The 16,376-nt window shown below is 69.3% G+C and carries 16 protein-coding genes; 6 read left to right on the top strand and 10 right to left on the bottom strand.

Annotated features, from left to right (window positions below; translation table 11 throughout):
- From ACWDOP_RS32265 to ACWDOP_RS32255, 3 genes are all read right to left on the bottom strand, one after another.
- The coding region (locus tag ACWDOP_RS32265; RefSeq protein ID WP_456348075.1) for a hypothetical protein at window positions 1-182 on the bottom strand (182 nt) is incomplete at its 3' end.
- 917 nt (window positions 183-1,099) lie between these two features.
- Entirely contained in the window at window positions 1,100-2,776 is a 1,677-nt protein-coding gene (locus ACWDOP_RS32260) for a DUF885 domain-containing protein (RefSeq protein WP_456348074.1), read from the bottom strand.
- Between the two features lie 67 nt (window positions 2,777-2,843).
- A complete protein-coding gene (locus ACWDOP_RS32255; protein WP_456348073.1) occupies window positions 2,844-3,761 on the bottom strand; it encodes a ribonuclease Z in 918 nt (305 codons plus the stop codon).
- A gap of 123 nt (window positions 3,762-3,884) precedes the next feature.
- Here ACWDOP_RS32255 and ACWDOP_RS32250 point away from each other — a divergent pair, with 123 nt between their 5' ends.
- Both ACWDOP_RS32250 and ACWDOP_RS32245 read left to right on the top strand, forming a co-directional pair.
- Window positions 3,885-4,358, top strand: coding sequence for a hypothetical protein (locus tag ACWDOP_RS32250; protein WP_456348072.1), 474 nt, complete (start codon window positions 3,885-3,887; stop codon window positions 4,356-4,358).
- 90 nt (window positions 4,359-4,448) lie between these two features.
- Window positions 4,449-5,072, top strand: coding sequence for a DUF305 domain-containing protein (locus ACWDOP_RS32245; RefSeq protein ID WP_456348071.1), 624 nt, complete (start codon window positions 4,449-4,451; stop codon window positions 5,070-5,072).
- A 79-nt stretch (window positions 5,073-5,151) separates the two neighbouring features.
- Here ACWDOP_RS32245 and ACWDOP_RS32240 read toward each other — a convergent pair whose 3' ends face one another.
- Complete coding sequence (locus tag ACWDOP_RS32240; protein WP_354989408.1) at window positions 5,152-5,442, bottom strand: hypothetical protein; 291 nt, start codon at window positions 5,440-5,442, stop codon at window positions 5,152-5,154.
- Window positions 5,443-5,604: 162 nt separating this feature from the next.
- Window positions 5,605-7,140, bottom strand: a complete 1,536-nt coding sequence (locus ACWDOP_RS32235) for an amino acid permease (protein WP_456348070.1) — start codon at window positions 7,138-7,140, stop codon at window positions 5,605-5,607.
- 293 nt (window positions 7,141-7,433) lie between these two features.
- On the opposite strand from ACWDOP_RS32235, the gene ACWDOP_RS32230 reads away from it, so the two are divergent.
- Both ACWDOP_RS32230 and ACWDOP_RS32225 read left to right on the top strand, forming a co-directional pair.
- A complete protein-coding gene (locus ACWDOP_RS32230) occupies window positions 7,434-8,306 on the top strand; it encodes a hypothetical protein (RefSeq protein WP_456348069.1) in 873 nt (290 codons plus the stop codon).
- Window positions 8,307-8,377: 71 nt separating this feature from the next.
- The gene (locus ACWDOP_RS32225; RefSeq protein WP_456348068.1) at window positions 8,378-9,361 is read left to right on the top strand and encodes an alpha/beta fold hydrolase; all 984 of its coding nucleotides are present in this window, start codon (window positions 8,378-8,380) and stop codon (window positions 9,359-9,361) included.
- Here ACWDOP_RS32225 and ACWDOP_RS32220 read toward each other — a convergent pair.
- Entirely contained in the window at window positions 9,322-10,362 is a 1,041-nt protein-coding gene (locus tag ACWDOP_RS32220) for an NAD(P)-dependent alcohol dehydrogenase (RefSeq protein ID WP_456348067.1), read from the bottom strand. The two genes, ACWDOP_RS32225 and ACWDOP_RS32220, sit on opposite strands and share 40 nt — an antisense overlap.
- A gap of 141 nt (window positions 10,363-10,503) precedes the next feature.
- Between ACWDOP_RS32220 and ACWDOP_RS32215 the strand changes: the two genes are divergently transcribed.
- Window positions 10,504-11,979 carry a flavin-containing monooxygenase gene (locus ACWDOP_RS32215; protein ID WP_456348066.1) on the top strand — a complete coding sequence of 492 codons (1,476 nt, stop codon included), beginning with the start codon at window positions 10,504-10,506 and terminating at the stop codon, window positions 11,977-11,979.
- 7 nt (window positions 11,980-11,986) lie between these two features.
- Window positions 11,987-12,916: an alpha/beta hydrolase gene (locus ACWDOP_RS32210; protein ID WP_456348065.1), complete on the top strand. Its 930-nt coding sequence runs from the start codon at window positions 11,987-11,989 to the stop codon at window positions 12,914-12,916.
- A gap of 28 nt (window positions 12,917-12,944) precedes the next feature.
- On the opposite strand, the gene ACWDOP_RS32205 is transcribed toward ACWDOP_RS32210, so the two are convergent.
- The 4 genes from ACWDOP_RS32205 to ACWDOP_RS32190 all read right to left on the bottom strand — a co-directional run bounded on the left by ACWDOP_RS32205 (window position 12,945) and on the right by ACWDOP_RS32190 (window position 16,355).
- The gene (locus tag ACWDOP_RS32205) at window positions 12,945-13,232 is read right to left on the bottom strand and encodes a chorismate mutase (protein WP_456348064.1); all 288 of its coding nucleotides are present in this window, start codon (window positions 13,230-13,232) and stop codon (window positions 12,945-12,947) included.
- A gap of 31 nt (window positions 13,233-13,263) precedes the next feature.
- The gene (locus ACWDOP_RS32200; protein WP_454202630.1) at window positions 13,264-13,833 is read right to left on the bottom strand and encodes a TetR/AcrR family transcriptional regulator; all 570 of its coding nucleotides are present in this window, start codon (window positions 13,831-13,833) and stop codon (window positions 13,264-13,266) included.
- A gap of 91 nt (window positions 13,834-13,924) precedes the next feature.
- Window positions 13,925-15,160, bottom strand: coding sequence for a cytochrome P450 (locus ACWDOP_RS32195; RefSeq protein ID WP_456348063.1), 1,236 nt, complete (start codon window positions 15,158-15,160; stop codon window positions 13,925-13,927).
- A 61-nt stretch (window positions 15,161-15,221) separates the two neighbouring features.
- Entirely contained in the window at window positions 15,222-16,355 is a 1,134-nt protein-coding gene (locus ACWDOP_RS32190) for a BTAD domain-containing putative transcriptional regulator (protein WP_456348062.1), read from the bottom strand.
- Between the last annotated feature and the right edge of the window lie 21 nt (window positions 16,356-16,376).

Here is a 16,376-nt window from a genome sequence, read left to right as displayed (position 1 = left end):
GAGAAACCGACATCGAGAACCTGACTTTGGCGTGCGATGCCTGCCACGCCCAGATCAACACCGGCCCGAACGGGTGGGGAACGGTTGCGATGGGTGAGGATTCGGAGAATCCGGGCAAAACCGGATGGATCCCACCGCCACACATCGACCCAGGTCGTAGGCCGCGTGTGAACTTCCGTCATCATCCCCAGTTTCCGGGGATCCCAGCACGATGGCGCTGCTAGCGCTCGCCCCTGAGTATCAAGCTTCACCGCCGCTTTCGACTCTGCCTCTTCGGCTTTCGACGCCGAAGAGGCCTTCGTGCGCCCGGCACCGCCCATGCCGTCGCCCCTGTGTGAGCTACCCCGCCCCCAGCATCGCGCATCTCCACACGGCGGCTCTGCCAGCGACCGCACCCCCGGCCGCGATATCCGCCCCTGCTCTACACACTTTCGTTCGCGGCCTCATCGGCCTTCAATCACCGAACGGGCTCCCACCCGTCCTCGCAACAGCCCGGCCGTCCCGCCCGGACAGCCCGTGCGTCCACACGTATCGGTGTTCACGCCCGTGGCCGACGTAGCCCACACCCATACCGGCTGTGCGGCTTCCAGCGGGGTTCGGGAGAGCAGGCAAAACAGATGCGACAGTGCTGGTTACCTCACCTGCCGTACCCGACCTATGGCTCCCCAGCCAGGAGCCCGTTCACCCTCCCAGCCTGGCCGGCCGGCCGTGGGAACCTTCTCGAGACTCACAGACAAAGACTCGCCATCGACACAATGGGGTTATGCCCAGGGCGGTGATTGCCACGCCTGGTCCGGGGTCGCGAACTCGGCCACGCATCCAAGGGCTTCGATCCCGTCGATCGGCCTGGAAGGGCTGGAACCGCAGCCGAGGCACCCAACCCGCCCCGGCTGGTACTCCGTTATCCAGGCGTACTTCGCCGGTAGGGCACCCAACCGCAGCCGAGTCTCCCGACGTGCCCCCGCTGGTATTCCGTTGTCCTGTCTACTTTCCGGCGGTAGGGCTCCCAACCGCCGCCGAGGCACTCACGCCTTCCCGCCGGTACTCCGTTGTCCTGTCTACTTTCCGGCGGCAGGGCTCCAAACGAAACCGCAGCGACCTACAGCGTCGCCACCAGATCCCGGAGAACCGGAAGGCTCACCGACCCAGAGCCCAGCACCCGATCGTGGAAGATCTTGATGTCGAACGCCGAACCCAGACGTCGTTCGGTGGCTGCGCGGAGGCGGCGGATTTCGAGCTGGCCCACCTTGTAGGCGACGGCCTGAGCCGGCATGGCTATGTAGCGGTCGACCTCGGTGCGGATTTCCTCCACGCCCACGGGCGCGTTGGCGACCATGAAGTCGATGGCCTGCTGGCGGGTCCAGCCTTTGGCGTGCAGGCCGGTGTCGACCACCAGGCGGCAGGAGCGCCAGGAGTCGGCGGCGAGCATGCCTATGCGGGTCAGATCGTCGGGGTACAGGCCCATTTCGTCGGCCAGGCGTTCGGTATACAGCGCCCAGCCCTCGACGAAGGCGGTGTTGGAGAAGGACATGCGCTGGAAGCTCGGCAGCTGGTCGAGTTCGTTGGCGATGGTGAGCTGCAGGTGATGGCCGGGAATGGCCTCGTGATACGCCACCGATGCGGTTTCGAAGCGGTTGCGGCCCTTGGGATCGTGCTGGTTCACGTAGTACGCGCCGGGGCGAGAGCCGTCGGCGGCGGGTGGGAAGTAGTAGGCCGGGGGCGCGTCGGCCGCCAGGAAATCCGGTACCGGCAGGATGTCGCAGGATTGGCGGGGCAGGCGGCCGAACCACTTACCCATTTCGGCCTGGGCCGCTGCCAGGCAGGCGCGGGCGTCGACCATGATTTCTTCGCCGTCGTCGTAGCGCAGGGCCGAATCCTCGCGCAGGCGGGTGAAAACCTCGGTGAGCCCGGAGATTCCGAACAGCCGCGAGCCGACTTCGGCGTATTCCGCACGCAGCGCGTCGAGTTCGTCGAGTCCGAGCTGGTGGATTTCCTCGGCGCCCAGATCGGGCAGCGTGGTGTGCTGACGCAGCAGGCGCCGGTAGATGTCGTCGCCGTCCGCGCCGAGCCAGCACAGGCCGGGCTGGTCGTCCGAGCGCGCGGCGGGCAGCAGTTCGCCGGCGAGCGCGTCGCGATACGCGCTGAAGGCCGGCCGGATGACCTCGCGCGTCACCTCGGCCATATCCGCGCGCCAGGCCGATTCACCGGCCCACTCGGCGGGGCCCGCGAAGGTGGCGAAGGGGTCGGCGGCGATATCCGAGGCCAGATAACCGTCGAGCTGATTGAGCGAACGCTCGATGGTGATGCGCGCGGGCGTGCGCCCGGCGGCCAGCCCGGCGCGGAATCGCTCGACCGCCTGCGCCATGAATCCGCCGAATTGCCGGTATCGCAGCACCAGGTTCGCGGCATTCTCGGGTTCGGGCGCGTTGAGCTGGGGCGCCATGGTGAGCAGGCCCGCGTGCACGCCGTTCATCTGATCGGAGGCGAGTTCGATCGGGCGCCACTCCAGATTCTCCGCGGCGGATACCAATTCATTGCGCAGCAGACCGCGGGTCACCCGATCCTGTTCGTCGAGGCGTTCGGGATCCAGGGCGTCGACCTCGGTGAGCAGCGCGCGCCAAGTGCCCAGTAGGCGCTGTTCGGCCTCCTCGGACAGATCCTCGATGCGATCGTCGAATCGCCTGTCCCCCAGCAGCGTTGCCGAACTGGGCGCGGATTCGAGCATGGCATCCCAGTACCGGTCGGCAAGTGCGATCAATTCCGCGTGCGCATCCATGGCCCCCATCATGCCCGCCCCCGTGCACCACGACCGTACCGCCGCGAACTTCGCACCCCGCGCCGATTCAGCGTCGCGGGGGCACCGGAATGCGCGTCAGATCCGCCGCCACCACGATCTCCCCGTCGAATTGCGCGCCGGCTTCGCTGCGGTGATCGTCCAGCGTGCGGTAGCGCTGCGAGAAGTGCGTGAGCACCAGCGTTCGCGCTCCCGCCTTGGCCGCGACCTCGCCCGCCTGTCCCGCGGTGAGGTGCCCGAATTCGGTGGCGAGATGGGTGTCGGCGTCGGTGAAGGTGGCCTCGATGACCAGCATGTCCACCCCCGCCGCGAGATCGTGCACGCCGTCACAGAGCCGGGTGTCCATGATGAACGCGAAACTCTGCCCGCGCCGCAGTTCGCTCACTTCGTCGAGCGTGATGCGCCGCCCGTCCAGGGTGACCTCGCCGTCACGCTGCAATCGACCGACCACCGGCCCGGAGATGCCCAGTTCGCGCAGGCGATCCGGCACGATGCGGCGCCCGTCCGCCTCGGTGAGCCGGTAGCCGAATGCCTCGACCGGATGCGAGAGCCTGGCGGTGCGCAGGGTGAAAGGCGCGCCCTGCGAGGGCAGTTCACCGTCCTCGACGATGGGATGCGGCCGCAGTTCCGCGGTCTGGTGATAGGCGGTGGAATGGCACAGCCGCCGGTAGTACTCCTCGCCCGAGCCCGGGTAGTACACGTCCACCGGGTGCGGCACGCGGTCCAGGCTGATCCGCTGCACGACTCCCGCGAGCCCGAGGCTGTGGTCGCCGTGGAAATGGGTGATGCCGATGCGCGTGATGTCGGTGGCCGACACCCCGGCGTAGATCATCTGCCGCTGCGTGCCCTCCCCCGGGTCGAACAGCAGTCCCTCGCCATCCCAGCGCAGCAGATATCCATTGTGGTTGCGCTGCTTGGTCGGTACTTGGCTGGCTGTTCCGAGGATGACCAGTTCGCGCTGTGACACGGCGTCAGGCTACCCGCCCGCGCCGCCGAACCCCGGGTCGTCGGCATTCGGGCGCGCCATGTCGACCGATACCAACCGGGGGTATCGACCGGCCCGCACCCCTGACCACATAGAATGGCCCCCGTGGTGGATCACCAGTCGCACGCAACCCGGCTCGCCCGGGCGTTCGGCCTGTTCACCCTGCTGGCCGGAATCGCGATCATGCACGCGCTCGTGATCGGCACCGGCCACGCGGCGAGCCCCGCGCACGACATGCCCCCGGGCCACGCCGCGACCGCGAATCACGCGGACTTCACCGATCACGCAGCCACCACCGATCACACGGCCGTCACCGCATCGACGCTGGCAGCCACCACCGATCACGCCTCGAACACACCCGGCTGCGGTGACTGCGACGGCGGACACGCCGGATTGCACGGCTGCGTCTTCGTCCTGACCGCGCTGCTGCTCGGACTCGGCCTGGCCCTGCTGGCCTGGGTGGGCGCGCCCCGCCCCGGCGGCGATGACACGAAGGCCCGGCCGGCTCGCGCACACCACGCCCGCCCACCCCCGTGGACGGTGCTCACCCTGGCCGATTTGGCGATTCTGCGGATCTGATGGGCGCCCGCTGCCGCGTATCACGCACGCGGAAGCGGTTTTTCGCATGCCCATTTCCAGATTTTCAGCTGATTCCCGAGGAGTGCAGCCATGTTCAGTGCTACCCGTTCCACGTTCGCCGCGATCGCCGCCACCGCCGCGATCGCCCTGTTCGCCGCCGGATGCGGCGGCGATGACGACTCGGCCACCGCCGCGTCGAGTTCCACCACCACGGCCGCCACCTCGGCGCAGGCCGCGACCCGCACCGATTTCGACGAGGACGATGTCAGCTTCCTGCAGATGATGTATCCGCATCACGCGCAGGCGGTGGACATGGCGGCCATGGTGCCGTCCCGCTCGCAGAATCCGGAGCTGATCGCGCTCGCCAAGGCGATCGAGCAGGCCCAGACGCCGGAGATGCAGCAGATCACCGCGCTGCTCCAGGCGTTCGGCAAGGGCGCGCCCAGCACCACGGTGGACGGGCACGCCGGTCACGGCGGTATGAGCGGCATGATGACCGAGGCCCAGATGACCGAATTGCAGGGTCTGTCCGGCACCGAGTTCGATCAGCTGTGGATGCGCATGATGATCGAGCATCACGAGGGCGCCGTCACCATGGCCAATGCCGAACTCACCGATGGCGTGAATCCCGATGCCAAGGCGATGGCCAAGGCCATCGTGGTCGGCCAGCAGACCGAGATCGATCAGATGCGCCGGATGCTCGGCCAGAAGTAGCAACTAGCAGGCTACCGAAATGGCAAGGGGTGCGCCGGAATTCCGGCGCACCCCTTGCCAGCGGTTCACTGTATCGGCGTCAGCTCCCGATGACCGTATTCATAATGGTTCCGGCACTGGTGGCGGTGGCGCCGCCGATCATGGCTCCCGCCACCATCTTCGGCGATTCCAGACCGCCTCCGCTCCACTTCTCCCAGGCGAAGCGGCCGCCGCCGTAGGTGATGGCGGTGACGCCGGACAGCATGGTGAACCAGGTGAAGTAGCGGACCAATTTCATCAGCTTGTCCGCCACCGGCGGGGTCTCCGGTGTCGGATTGCCGATCTGCGCGACGACTGTCGTGTACGTGTCGTGCACGGCGGCGAGGAGCATGCTCACGATCGGTTCCTCTCGAATGCTGAGGTGGTGCTGATGGCGAAACATGTGGCGCAACTCTCACTAATATGAGCAATTACACCTCGAGCCACAGGGTGCCGCCGGGACGACACACCACCTGATCCGAACTCGAGCAGCCGACCAGCTACCCCGCCCCGGTCACTCCGGCGTGGCGCGCAACAGCGAGTGCTTGCGGCCGTACAGGAAGTAGACGCAGAAGCCGAGCGCCATCCAGACCAGGAAGCGCAGCCAGGTCTCGACCGAGAGGTTGAACATGAGCCACGCGCACGCGATGACCGACAGGATCGGAACGAACGGCACCAGCGGCACCTTGAATCCGCGCTGCAGATCCGGGCGGGTGCGGCGCAGCACGATCACGCCGATCGACACCAGAACGAAGGCGAAGAGCGTGCCGATGTTCACCATTTCCTCGAGCGTGCCGAAGTCGACGAAGCCGGCCAGCAGCGCGCAGATCGCGCCGACGATGTAGGTGATGCGCACCGGCGTGCCCTTGGGCCCGGTCTGCGCCAGCTTGCGCGGGACCAGCCCGTCGCGCGCCATGGCGAACAGCACGCGGGTCTGGCCCAGGAACAGCACCATGACCACGGTCGTCAGGCCGGCGAGCGCGCCGATGGAGATGATGTTCTTGGCCCACATGACGCCGTTGATCTCGAACGCGGTGGCCAGGGTCGCGTCGTCGCCCTGCAGATCCCTGTAGGACACCATGCCGGTGAGCACCAGCGACACCGCCACGTACAGCACGGTCACGATGGCCAGCGAGCCCAGGATGCCGCGCGGCACGTTGCGCTGCGGGTCCCGGGTCTCCTCGGCGGCGGTGGCGACCACGTCGAAGCCGATGAAGGCGAAGAACACGATGCTGGCCGCCGCGAGCAGGCCGTACCAGCCGTAGGTGGTGTGCCCGGCGCCGGTGACGAGTGAGAACAGCGACTGGTGCAGCGCGCTCTCGGCGCCGCCCTCGACCGGCACCGAGTCCGGGATGAACGGCTTCAGGTTCTCGGCCTTGAAGTAGGTCGCGCCGACCACCACGACCAGGGCGATGACCGCGAGCTTGATGGCGACGGCCACGGCCGATACCCGGGAGGAGAGCTTGGTGCCCAGGGCCAGCAGCACGGACAGGATGGCGATGAGCAGCACCGCGCCCCAGTCGAATTTCACATCCCAGTGCCAGCCGCCGATGTCGACCGCGCCCAGGTTCAGCACCGGGCTGTGCCCGCCCATGACCACGCCCAGGTACTGCGACCAGCCCTTGGCGACAACGGCTGTGCCGAGCGCGAATTCGAGGATGAGGTCCCAGCCGATGGTCCAGGCGACGAGCTCGCCGAAGGTGGCGTAGGAGAAGGTGTACGCGCTGCCCGCGACCGGCACGGTCGAGGCGAATTCGGCGTAGCAGAGCGCGGCCAGGCCGCAGGCGATGGCGGCGAACACGAAGGCCAGCGAGACGGCGGGCCCGGCGTAGTTGCCCGCGGTGCGCGCGGTCAGGGTGAAGATGCCGGCGCCGACGACGACGGCGACGCCGAAGACCGTGAGGTCCCAGGAGGTCAGGTCCTTGCGGAGTTTGGCGTCGGGTTCGTCGGTGTCGCGGATGGACTGCTCGACGGACTTGGTGCGCCACAGCGCGCTCCGGCGTCCGGAAGCGGGTCCGGTCCCATCCCGCTTGGGGTCCGATATCGCCACTGTTTCTCCTATGTCTGGCTTCTCGGCAACAATGCAGTTCAGCAGCGGATGGTCACCACGCGGTGCACACCCGTGCCTGTTCTCTCTCGATCGCATGCAACCGGCAGACAGAAACCCTGGTCCTGCCCCGGTCCTTGCTCTCGGCCTCGGGGCGAGACCTGAGTTGTCGGCGTCACATCGCACCGTATCACCAACTGGTACGAACCAGTTCAGCAACCAGTCGGACAACATTCACCCGATTGCGTGCTGAACGAGGCCGGAGCCGCGACCGGCGGACTCCCTTAGGGTTGGGTATGTCGTTCGGGGACGAGTCCGCCAGAGGTGATCGTGATGCCCTGGACCGGGTGCTCGTAAACGCGCGCGGAGTACGGGTCCGGGAAATGCGCGGCGATTCCGCGCCGGTGCTGACCGAACGCGATCCGGTTGCCGTGCGGGCGCTGTGCGCGGCGCTGCGGATCGCCGATCTTCCGGGGTTCGTGTGCATGTGCCCGGGCGACGTCGCCCTGGATTTCGTCGACGGCCGGGGTTCGGGCCTGGCCCGCGTGACCCTGCACCACGGGTATTCGGTGCGCTGGGCGGGGTGGTCCGAGGACGCGGTGCTGGCCGAGGGCGAGCTGTCCCTGGAGTGGCTGGCCGTTCGCGGCGTATCCGGCCCGCTGCGCGAATTCCGCGCCGCCGAATACCGGGCCGCGGCGGCCGAACGGGTCGAACGAGGCTGGGCGGCGGCCATTCCCGATCCCCTCGCGGTGTACGCCCCGCTGTTCCTGGACATCTCCCGCACCGGCGGCCGGCTACCCGGCTCCCAGCTGACAGAGATGTGGGACCTGCTGTGCGCCGTGCATCCGGACGCCGTCGAGCGGGTCCTGCGATTGCTCACCTGGTGCGCCGCCGGGACCGGCGCGCACTCGGGTTATCCGGTGCACGAGGGCATCCCGGCCCGGTTCCTCGATCGCGAGACACCCCGCGATGTGGGCCGCGCGGTGGAACAGGCGGATCAGCGGGCGCTGGCGGGCGCGGTCCGCTACGTCCTCGACTGGAACACCCGCCGACGGGTGGACGGTCTGCTGCTGGCCCTGTCCCCCGCCGCCCGCGGCCGGTTGCTCGCGCACTCCGGAGACAGCGAGACGCGCGGCTGGCTGGCGCGGCGGATCGCCCGTCTCGAATGAGAGCACGCGTTCGAGCGGCGCGCGCCCGGGGGCTCGTTGATAGCCGCCGCGGCGCCGGGGATGCTGGACCGGTGAGCATCGTCGAGTTCCCCGAGCACAACGTCGGCGCGCAATGGAAGGGCGAGCGCGTCGGCTATTTCCGCGACGCGGCCGGGTACGCGCGCTATCGCGACGCCTATCGCGCGGGTTTCGAGCTGCTGCCCGCGCCGAAGGAGACGATCGACGTGCCGACCGCCTGGGGCACGGTGCGCGCCTACCGTTTCGGATCGGGGTCCGGCACGCCCCTGGTCCTGCTGCCCGGGCGGCAGTCGGCCACACCGCTGTGGGTGTCCAATCTGCCGGGGCTGCTCGCCACGGGGCGGCCCGTCATCACCCTCGATCTGCTGGGGGAACCGGGCGCGAGCGTGCAGTCCGCTCCGATCGCCGACGACCGCGAGCAGGCCGAGTGGCTGGGCGCGGCTCTGCTCGCCCTGGAACCGGGTCCGGTGCATCTGCTCGGGGTGTCGATCGGCGGCTGGTCCGCGGTGAATCTCGCGGTGCGCCAACCGGATCGGGTGGCGTCGCTGACGACTCTGGATTCCCCCTTCGTCTTCGCGGGCGTCAGCTGGAAGATGGTCGTGGTGTCCCTGGGTTCGGTGCTGCCGGGCATGCCGGAGTCCTGGCGGGACACCCTGCTCAGCTGGATCTCCGGCGGCGCGCGCACGCCCCGGGATTCCCCGGAGGGCAGGCTCATCGCGTCGGGCATGCGCGATTTCGCGGCCTTCCTGCCGATGACGAGAAAGCCGGAGCGGCAGCAGCTGTCAGCGTTGCGGACGCCGTTTCTCGGCATCTTCGCCGGGCGCAGCATCGTGCACAACGCCCGCCGGATCGCGGACCGGGCGCGAAAGCTGCTGCCCGCCGCGCAGATCGAGGTGTGGCCGGAGGCGTCGCACGCGATCAACGGCGAGTTCCCGGACCGCATCGCGGCGCGCGTGGCGGAATTCCTCGACGGCGTCGACGGCTGGCCCGCCCGCGGTCAGGGCACGAGAACCGCGCGCCCGCGAATGTGCCCCTGATCCAGGCGCTGCAGCGCCTCCGGGCCGTCGGCGAGGTCGAAGCGCTCGACCTCGATGCGCAGCTTGCCCGCTTGGGCGAGACCGACACAGTCGTACAGGTCGGACCGGGTGCCGCCCAATGACTTTCGCACCGAGGCGCCCCAGGGCAGGCCGGGCCCGCCCGCCGGTCCGGCATTGATCTCCGGTACGCCCCCGCCGATGCCGACCATGCGGTAGGCCCCGTTGGGGGCGACGGTTTCCACGGCCAGTTTGGCGGTGGCGTCCACGCCGACGAAGTCGAACACCGCGTCCGCGCCGCGTCCGCCGGTGAGATCCAGGATCTCCCGCGCGGTGTCCGCGCCGGCCAGCAGCCCCAGATCCGCGCCGCAAGCCTCGGCCAGTTCCAGCTTTTCCGGCGCGACGTCCACGGCGATGACGCGAACGCCGGCGATGGCGTCCAGGATCTGCAGCGCCACGTGCCCGAGCCCGCCGATGCCGATGGCCACGGCGGTGCCGCCGGGCCGAAGTGCCTCGCGCGCACCGCGAATGGAGTGATACGTGGTCAGCGCGGCGTCCGCGATGGGCGCCGCCTGCAGGAAGTCCAGGTCCCCGATGGGCACGAACGCGGTGGCCGGGATCCGCACGTACTCGGCCATCCCGCCCTCGATGCTCAGGCCCGGGCAGGGCGGCATGGCGACCCGGCCGGCGGCGGTGCACACGTTCTCGTTGCCGCTCACGCATTCGCGGCAGACGCCGCAGGTCCAGAACAGGTACACCAGGCCGCGTTCGCCGATGTCGCGGCCGCGCACGTCGGATCCGACGGCCTCGATGGTTCCGGCGATCTCGTGGCCGAGGGTGAGCGGGTCTTCGCGAATCTGATACGGGAAGTTGACCAGGGTCAGATCCGAATGGCAGACGCCCGCCGCGCCGACCTTCAGCAGCAGGTCGCCGGGCCCGATATCCGGGACCGGGATGTCGTTGACCGCGACCTTCTCCGGTCCGGTCCACTGCAGTGCTCGCATGCTGACTTCCTCGATTCGAGCTTGTGATCTGGCGCACACGGTAGCACTCGCTTTACACTGCGTCTAACGAATGACGGAATGTCTACCGATATTCCGGAAAACCCTCCCGCGACCCGGGACGCGAATCTAGGCTGCCCATCCATGAACGAAGCGCCGCACGAGCCGCGGATAGCCGTCATCGGCGCGGGCATCTCCGGCATCTGCATGGGAGTCGCGCTGCGGCGCAACGGTTTCCAGAACTTCACCCTGTACGAGAAGGCCGACGGCTTCGGCGGCACCTGGCGCGCGAACACCTATCCCGGCCTCACCTGCGATGTGCCCTCGCGGTACTACCAGTTCACCTTCGCCATGAATCCGGACTGGTCACGCCTGTATTCGGCGGGTCCGGAGATCAGGGACTACCTCGTCGCGACCGCCCGGTCACACGGCCTGCACGAGCGCACGGTCTTCGGCACCGAGGTGACAGGCGCGGAGTTCACGGACGGCGGGTGGACGCTCACGACCTCCGGCGGCGCGGTCGAGCGCTTCGATTTCGTGGTGTGCGCGACGGGTTTCCTGCACCGGCCCCGGCGGCCCGACATTCCCGGGCTGGACGATTTCGCGGGCGTCCTCATGCACTCCGCGCGCTGGGATCACGGGGTCGAACTGGCCGGCAAACGCGTTGGCGTGATCGGAACCGGCTCCACCGGAACGCAATTGGTCAGCGAACTGGCGGGCCGGGTACCCCGGGTCGTCATGTTCCAGCGCACGCCGCAGTGGATTCTGCCGACCGTCAATCGCGCCTACTCGGACCTGGCCAAACGCGTCTACCAGCGCATACCCCGGCTGGGCGTGGCCGCGTACGAGATGAATCGCGCTGTCTTCGGGCTGTTTTCCCGGGGGCTGACCCATCCCGGCCGGGTGCGGCGGCTCATTCAGTGGGTGGTGGAACGCAATCTGCGCACGGTCCGCGACGAGTCGCTGCGCGCCGCGCTCACCCCCGACTACCAGGCCATGTGCAAGCGCCTCGTGGTCTCGGACCGGTTCTACGAGATCGTGCAGCGGCCGGACGTGGATCTGGTGACCGACGGAATCGACCACGTCGAGGGCGCGGGGGTGGTCACCGCCGACGGCGCCCTGCACGAACTCGATATCCTGGTACTGGCAACGGGTTTCGACTCGCACGCCTTCATGCGGCCGATGGCGATCACCGGTTCGGCCGGTCGTACCCTGGACGCGGCCTGGGCCGACGGGCCGCGCGGGTTCGAGGGCGTCATGCTGCCGGACTTCCCGAATCTGTTCATGCTCATCGGCCCGCACAGCCCCTTCGCCAACCATCCGCTCACCGCGGTGGCCGAGGCGCAGTCCGCGCGCATCGTGAGCTGGCTACGGCGCTGGCGCGCACGGGAGTTCACGACCGTCGCGCCGACGGCCGCCGCCACCGACCGCTTCAACGCCCGGATGCGCGCGGCGGCGCCGAGCACGGTGTGGACCACCGGCTGCCGGAGCTGGTATCTGGGCAAGGACGGACTGCCCGAGCTGTGGCCGTGGAGTCCGGGCGCCTATGAAAAGCTCATTCGCAGTACCCCGGATCCGGCCGATTACATACTCGGCCCGCCGATCCCGAACGAGAAGTGAGAGCGCCGTGCCGAATTCGACCGTGCGAACCGCGCTGCTGCGCTCGACCTCCCGCCTGATCGGGCGCTGGATGTTCGGGGCCGCGCCGGATTGGGTCCGGGTGCGCCGCCGCGAGGCCGCGGCCACGCGATTCGCGCGCGCACCGCGCGGGGTACGGATCAGCGCCGGAACCCTGGGTGGCCGACCGGCCGAAATACTCACGCCCGCAGGGGCTCCGGCCGACGCGGCGGTGCTGTACCTGCACGGCGGCGGCTTCACCATGGGTAGCCCGCGGATGCTGCGCCCCATCACCGGACTGCTGGCCGAGACCATGGGCACCGTCGTGTACGCCCTGGACTATCGCCTCGCGCCCGAACACGTGTACCCGGCAGCGATCGACGACGCGACCGCGGCCTACCGGGATCTGCTGGCGCGCGGTATTCCGGGCGAACGCATTGCGGTGGCGGGCGATTCGGCGGGCGGCGATCTCACGATCGAGCTCGGCCTGCGCGTGCGGGACGCGGGGCTGCCCGCTCCCGCCGTCCTGGGCTCGATCTGCCCGGTCCTGGATTTCAGCGCCGGATCGGCGGCCTTCGACTGCGATCCGTCCCGCGAGCCGCTGCTCTCCCCGCGGGTGATCGCGCAGTTCACCGACGCCTACCTCCCGGGTGTATCCCAGACGCGCCGCCGCGAGCTCTCCCCGCTGTACCGCGACATCACCGGCCTGCCGCCCATCGTGCTCCATTCGGCCACCGACGATCCGCTGGGCGGGGACGCCCGCCGCTTCGCCGAGCTGGCCGCGAAAGCCGGAGCGCCACTGCGACATCGCGAGTATCGCGGACTGTGGCACGTGTTCCACGCGCTGCCCATGCCGCAGGCGCGGGCCGCGGTGCGCGAGCTCGGCGCGCTGCTGGCCGAGCAGATCTACGGCCGCAGCGGATATCGGGCGGTGAACTAGTTCGGCGCTACCGCCGGGTTGGTTGGCGCTACCGCTGGGCGGCGTGCGCGTCCAGCTCCAGCTGAATGAACGCGCCGATCATCGCGCGCCAGACCGATTCCGCCACAGCGGGTTCGAGGCCGGCGGCCACCGCGCGGCCGCGGGCCAGCTGGACGACCTGCTCCACCCGGTCGGGCGCGCGCACGGCCTGCTCGTCCTTCTTGAACGTGGCGGCGGCGCGCACGAGCTCCTGCCGATCGGCCAGCAGGCGAATCAATTCACCGTCGAGGGCATCGATACGGGTACGGACCTCGACGAGCGATTCTGGAGCAGACACGCTCCAAACTGTAGTGCCCGGCCGGCCGGGCTCAGGTCAGCACCCGGGCGACGACCGGCGCCACGAACTCCTCGAGCATGGCGCGCTCGTCGTCCGCGTCGCGGCCGGGCGCGGACAGCAGCGAGACGATCACCCGGGTCAGCCAGCGGGCCAGTCTGCCGCGCTCGGGGTCGGTGAGGCCGTTCGGGGTGAACAGCCCGCCCGCGATCGACTCGATGACGTCGGAGTCCTGGCTGATGCGCCCGGCGGGGCCCGACTCGCCGGCCCGGAACCACGCGATGAGCATGGGGTCGGCGCGCACCTCGGTCACCGCGCCGAGCATGGCGGTGATGATCCGGTCGGTCGGGTCGGCGATGTCGCGCACCTGGTGCACGACCCGCGCCGCGATCCGGCGGGTTTCACGATGAACGAAGGCGAGCCGCACCGCGTGCCGGTTGTCGAAATAGCGGTACAGCGTGGCGCGCGAGCAGCCCGCCGCCTTGGCGATGTCGCCCATCCCGACCGAGGTGACGCCGCGCTCGGCGAAGAGCGCGGCGGCGGCGTCGAGTATGCGTTCGGCCGCCAGGTCGGCGCGGTCGTCGGACAGCCAGTCCCGGCTCACTTCAGATCTCTCCCCAGGTATTCGTCGATCGCGCCGAGACTACCCGCGCCGCTGCCCGCGCGCCGGTGCTCGCCGGCGCGGGGCGGCCGGATCAGGCGACCGCGCGGAAGGGCACGCTCATGGGCCAGCGCACGTAGTTCCCGTTCGACCAGGTGACCTTGTCCAGGTCGACGGTGAAGTCGGGGCAGCGGGCCAGCAACTCCTCGAGGGCGATCCGCGCCTGCATACGCGCGGCCGCCGCGCCCAGGCAGTGGTGATTGCCGTGGCTGAAGGTCATGATGCGCTTCGGGTTCCGGCGCACGTCGAGTTCGCCCGCGGTGGGCCCGAATTCCCGCTCGTCCCGATTGGCGGACCCGTACAGCAGCAGTACCCGGCGACCCTCGGGAATGACGGTGCCGTGCAGTTCCACGTCGCGGGTCGCGGTGCGGGCCAGCCCCTGCACCGGCGAGGTCATGCGCAGGAACTCCTCCACCGCACCGGGAATGAGCGCGGGATCCTCGATGAGCAGGCGACGCTGGTCCGGGAAGCTGGTGAGCAGTTGCGCCGCGCCGCCGAGATTGCCGGTGGTGGTGTCGTTTCCGCCGGTGATCATGGTGAACGCGAAGCCGAGCATGGACAGCAGCCCGGCGGTGTCGCCCTCCTCGCCGAGGCCCGAGGCGAGCATGTGCGAGATGGTGTCGTCGCCCGGTTCCACGCGGCGGCGCGCGATCAATTCGGTGAAGTAGGCCATCATCTCGCCGACCGCGGTCATCACGCCCGCGCTCATGGCGGAGATGTCCCCGGCCGAAATCGCCCCGCCCACAATGGCGAAGGTCCATTCGTCGAACTTGGCGCGGTCGGCTTCGGGCACCCCGAGGTAGTGCGCGACCACCATGGTGGGCAGCGGCTTGAACAGGTCGGCGACGATATCGCCCTCGCCGGCCTCGCGCAGCCGCTCGATGCGTTCGATCACGAAGCTGCGCACCGCGGGCTCCACCGAATTCACCTGGCGCGGTGTGAATCCCGGGGAGACCCGGCGGCGGAAGTCGGTGTGGTCCGGCGGGTCCATGAAGACGAACGGGCGGACCATGCCCACGGGCGTGGTGGACAGGTCCACGTAGTCGACGGTGAGCCCGGAGGCGGAGGAGAAGGTTTCGGGGTCCCGCGCGGCGGCGTAGGTGTCCGCGTGCCGCGAGAGCACGTAGTAGTCGTCCGATTCGCGACCCTCGGGCACCGCGCGGTGCACCGGATCGTGTTCGCGCAGTGCGGAGTACATGGACCAGGGGTCGCGCCAGGTGTCCCCGGAGCGGGGTACGAAGCTGACCGGATGAGACGACACTGAACTCATGAACCGACGGTAAGACAAATACTCGAATATGTCTAGAACCCGTTTCAGTTCACCCGGGTTGTCACTCCCGCTTACTGCCCCGCACCAGGGTGAACACCATGTCGGTGTCGCCGATCCGCACCCGCGACCCGTCGGCCAGGATCATGCTGTCCACCACCCGCGCGCCATCGACGTACACGCCGTTGGAGGAGGCCAGGTCCTTGAGCACGTAGGTCAGGCCGTTGTCGACGATCAGCGCGTGATGGCGGCTGACCCGCCCGTCCGGTAGCGCGATGTCGTTGTCGGAGAGCCGGCCGATCCGAGTGACCGTGCCCGCGATCGGATACGCGTTGCCGTCACGGTCCTTGAGGACGGCCTGCGGTTCGTGCCAGCTGCGATCGACGATGGTGGTCGCGCGGGTGGCCGACGCCGCGCCCACCGAGCGCACGCTCAGCGGATCCTGACGGAGCATGCGCGCCTCCAGTTCGCGCAGCCGGTGCCCCGGGTCGATACCGAGTTCCTCCGCCAGCGTGGAGCGCACCCGGCGCGCGGCTTCCAGCGCGTCGGACTGCCGCCCGGCCATGTAGAGCGCGGTGATCAGCTGCTCCCACAACGATTCCCGCAGCGGATGCTCGCGCACCAGCAGCGCCAGCTCCGCGATCACGGCCTCGGCGCGGCCCCGGGCGATGTCCGCCTCGGCGCGGGCCTCGATCACACCGATGCGCTCGTCGTCGAGGGCGACCGCGTAGGCATCGGCGAAGCCGAGCCCGCGCAGGTCCGAGAGCACCGGCCCGCGCCACTGCGCCAGGGCCTCCGACAGCGCCTCGGCCGCCGGGCCGAACCGGCCCGCGGCCAGGGCGCGCAACCCGTTCTCGCGGCGGGTGCGGAACCGGAAGACATCGCAGGCGACGTCGTCGACGACGATGCGATAGCCGGTGCCCATGTGCTGGAGCATGGTGCGGGCGTCGATACCGCCGTCCCGCAGGGGTTTGCGCAGGTTCGAGACGATCGCGTGCAGGCTGACCCGCACGTCCGGCGGCGGGGACTCCTCCCACACCGCCGCGGCCAGGGCGTCGACCGAGACCGGGCGGTTGGCGTGAATCGCCAGGTAGGCCAGGACAGCACGTTGCTTCGGACCGCCCAGCTGCTGGGGCGTCCCGTCGATGGTGAGCTGTACCGGACCCAGCACCCCCACCTGTGCGCGCACTTCGGCCATCGCCGAACTCCTCACGACAGC

It is taken from the genome of Nocardia sp. NPDC003693 (assembly GCF_053981095.1).
The sequence above is the reverse complement of the archived record's forward strand: the minus strand, read 5'-3'. Positions and strand labels throughout refer to the sequence as shown.

Excerpts from the sequence above, each read along its gene's own strand:
- ACWDOP_RS32260 (WP_456348074.1), bottom strand. The coding sequence starts at position 2,776 with ATGGATGCGCACGCGGAATTGATCGCACTTGCCGACCGGTACTGGGAT.
- ACWDOP_RS32245 (WP_456348071.1), top strand. The coding sequence starts at position 4,449 with ATGTTCAGTGCTACCCGTTCCACGTTCGCCGCGATCGCCGCCACCGCC.
- ACWDOP_RS32240 (WP_354989408.1), bottom strand. The coding sequence starts at position 5,442 with ATGCTCCTCGCCGCCGTGCACGACACGTACACGACAGTCGTCGCGCAG.
- ACWDOP_RS32230 (WP_456348069.1), top strand. The coding sequence starts at position 7,434 with ATGTCGTTCGGGGACGAGTCCGCCAGAGGTGATCGTGATGCCCTGGAC.
- ACWDOP_RS32220 (WP_456348067.1), bottom strand. The coding sequence starts at position 10,362 with ATGCGAGCACTGCAGTGGACCGGACCGGAGAAGGTCGCGGTCAACGAC.
- ACWDOP_RS32215 (WP_456348066.1), top strand. The coding sequence starts at position 10,504 with ATGAACGAAGCGCCGCACGAGCCGCGGATAGCCGTCATCGGCGCGGGC.
- ACWDOP_RS32195 (WP_456348063.1), bottom strand. The coding sequence starts at position 15,160 with ATGAGTTCAGTGTCGTCTCATCCGGTCAGCTTCGTACCCCGCTCCGGG.
- ACWDOP_RS32190 (WP_456348062.1), bottom strand. The coding sequence starts at position 16,355 with ATGGCCGAAGTGCGCGCACAGGTGGGGGTGCTGGGTCCGGTACAGCTC.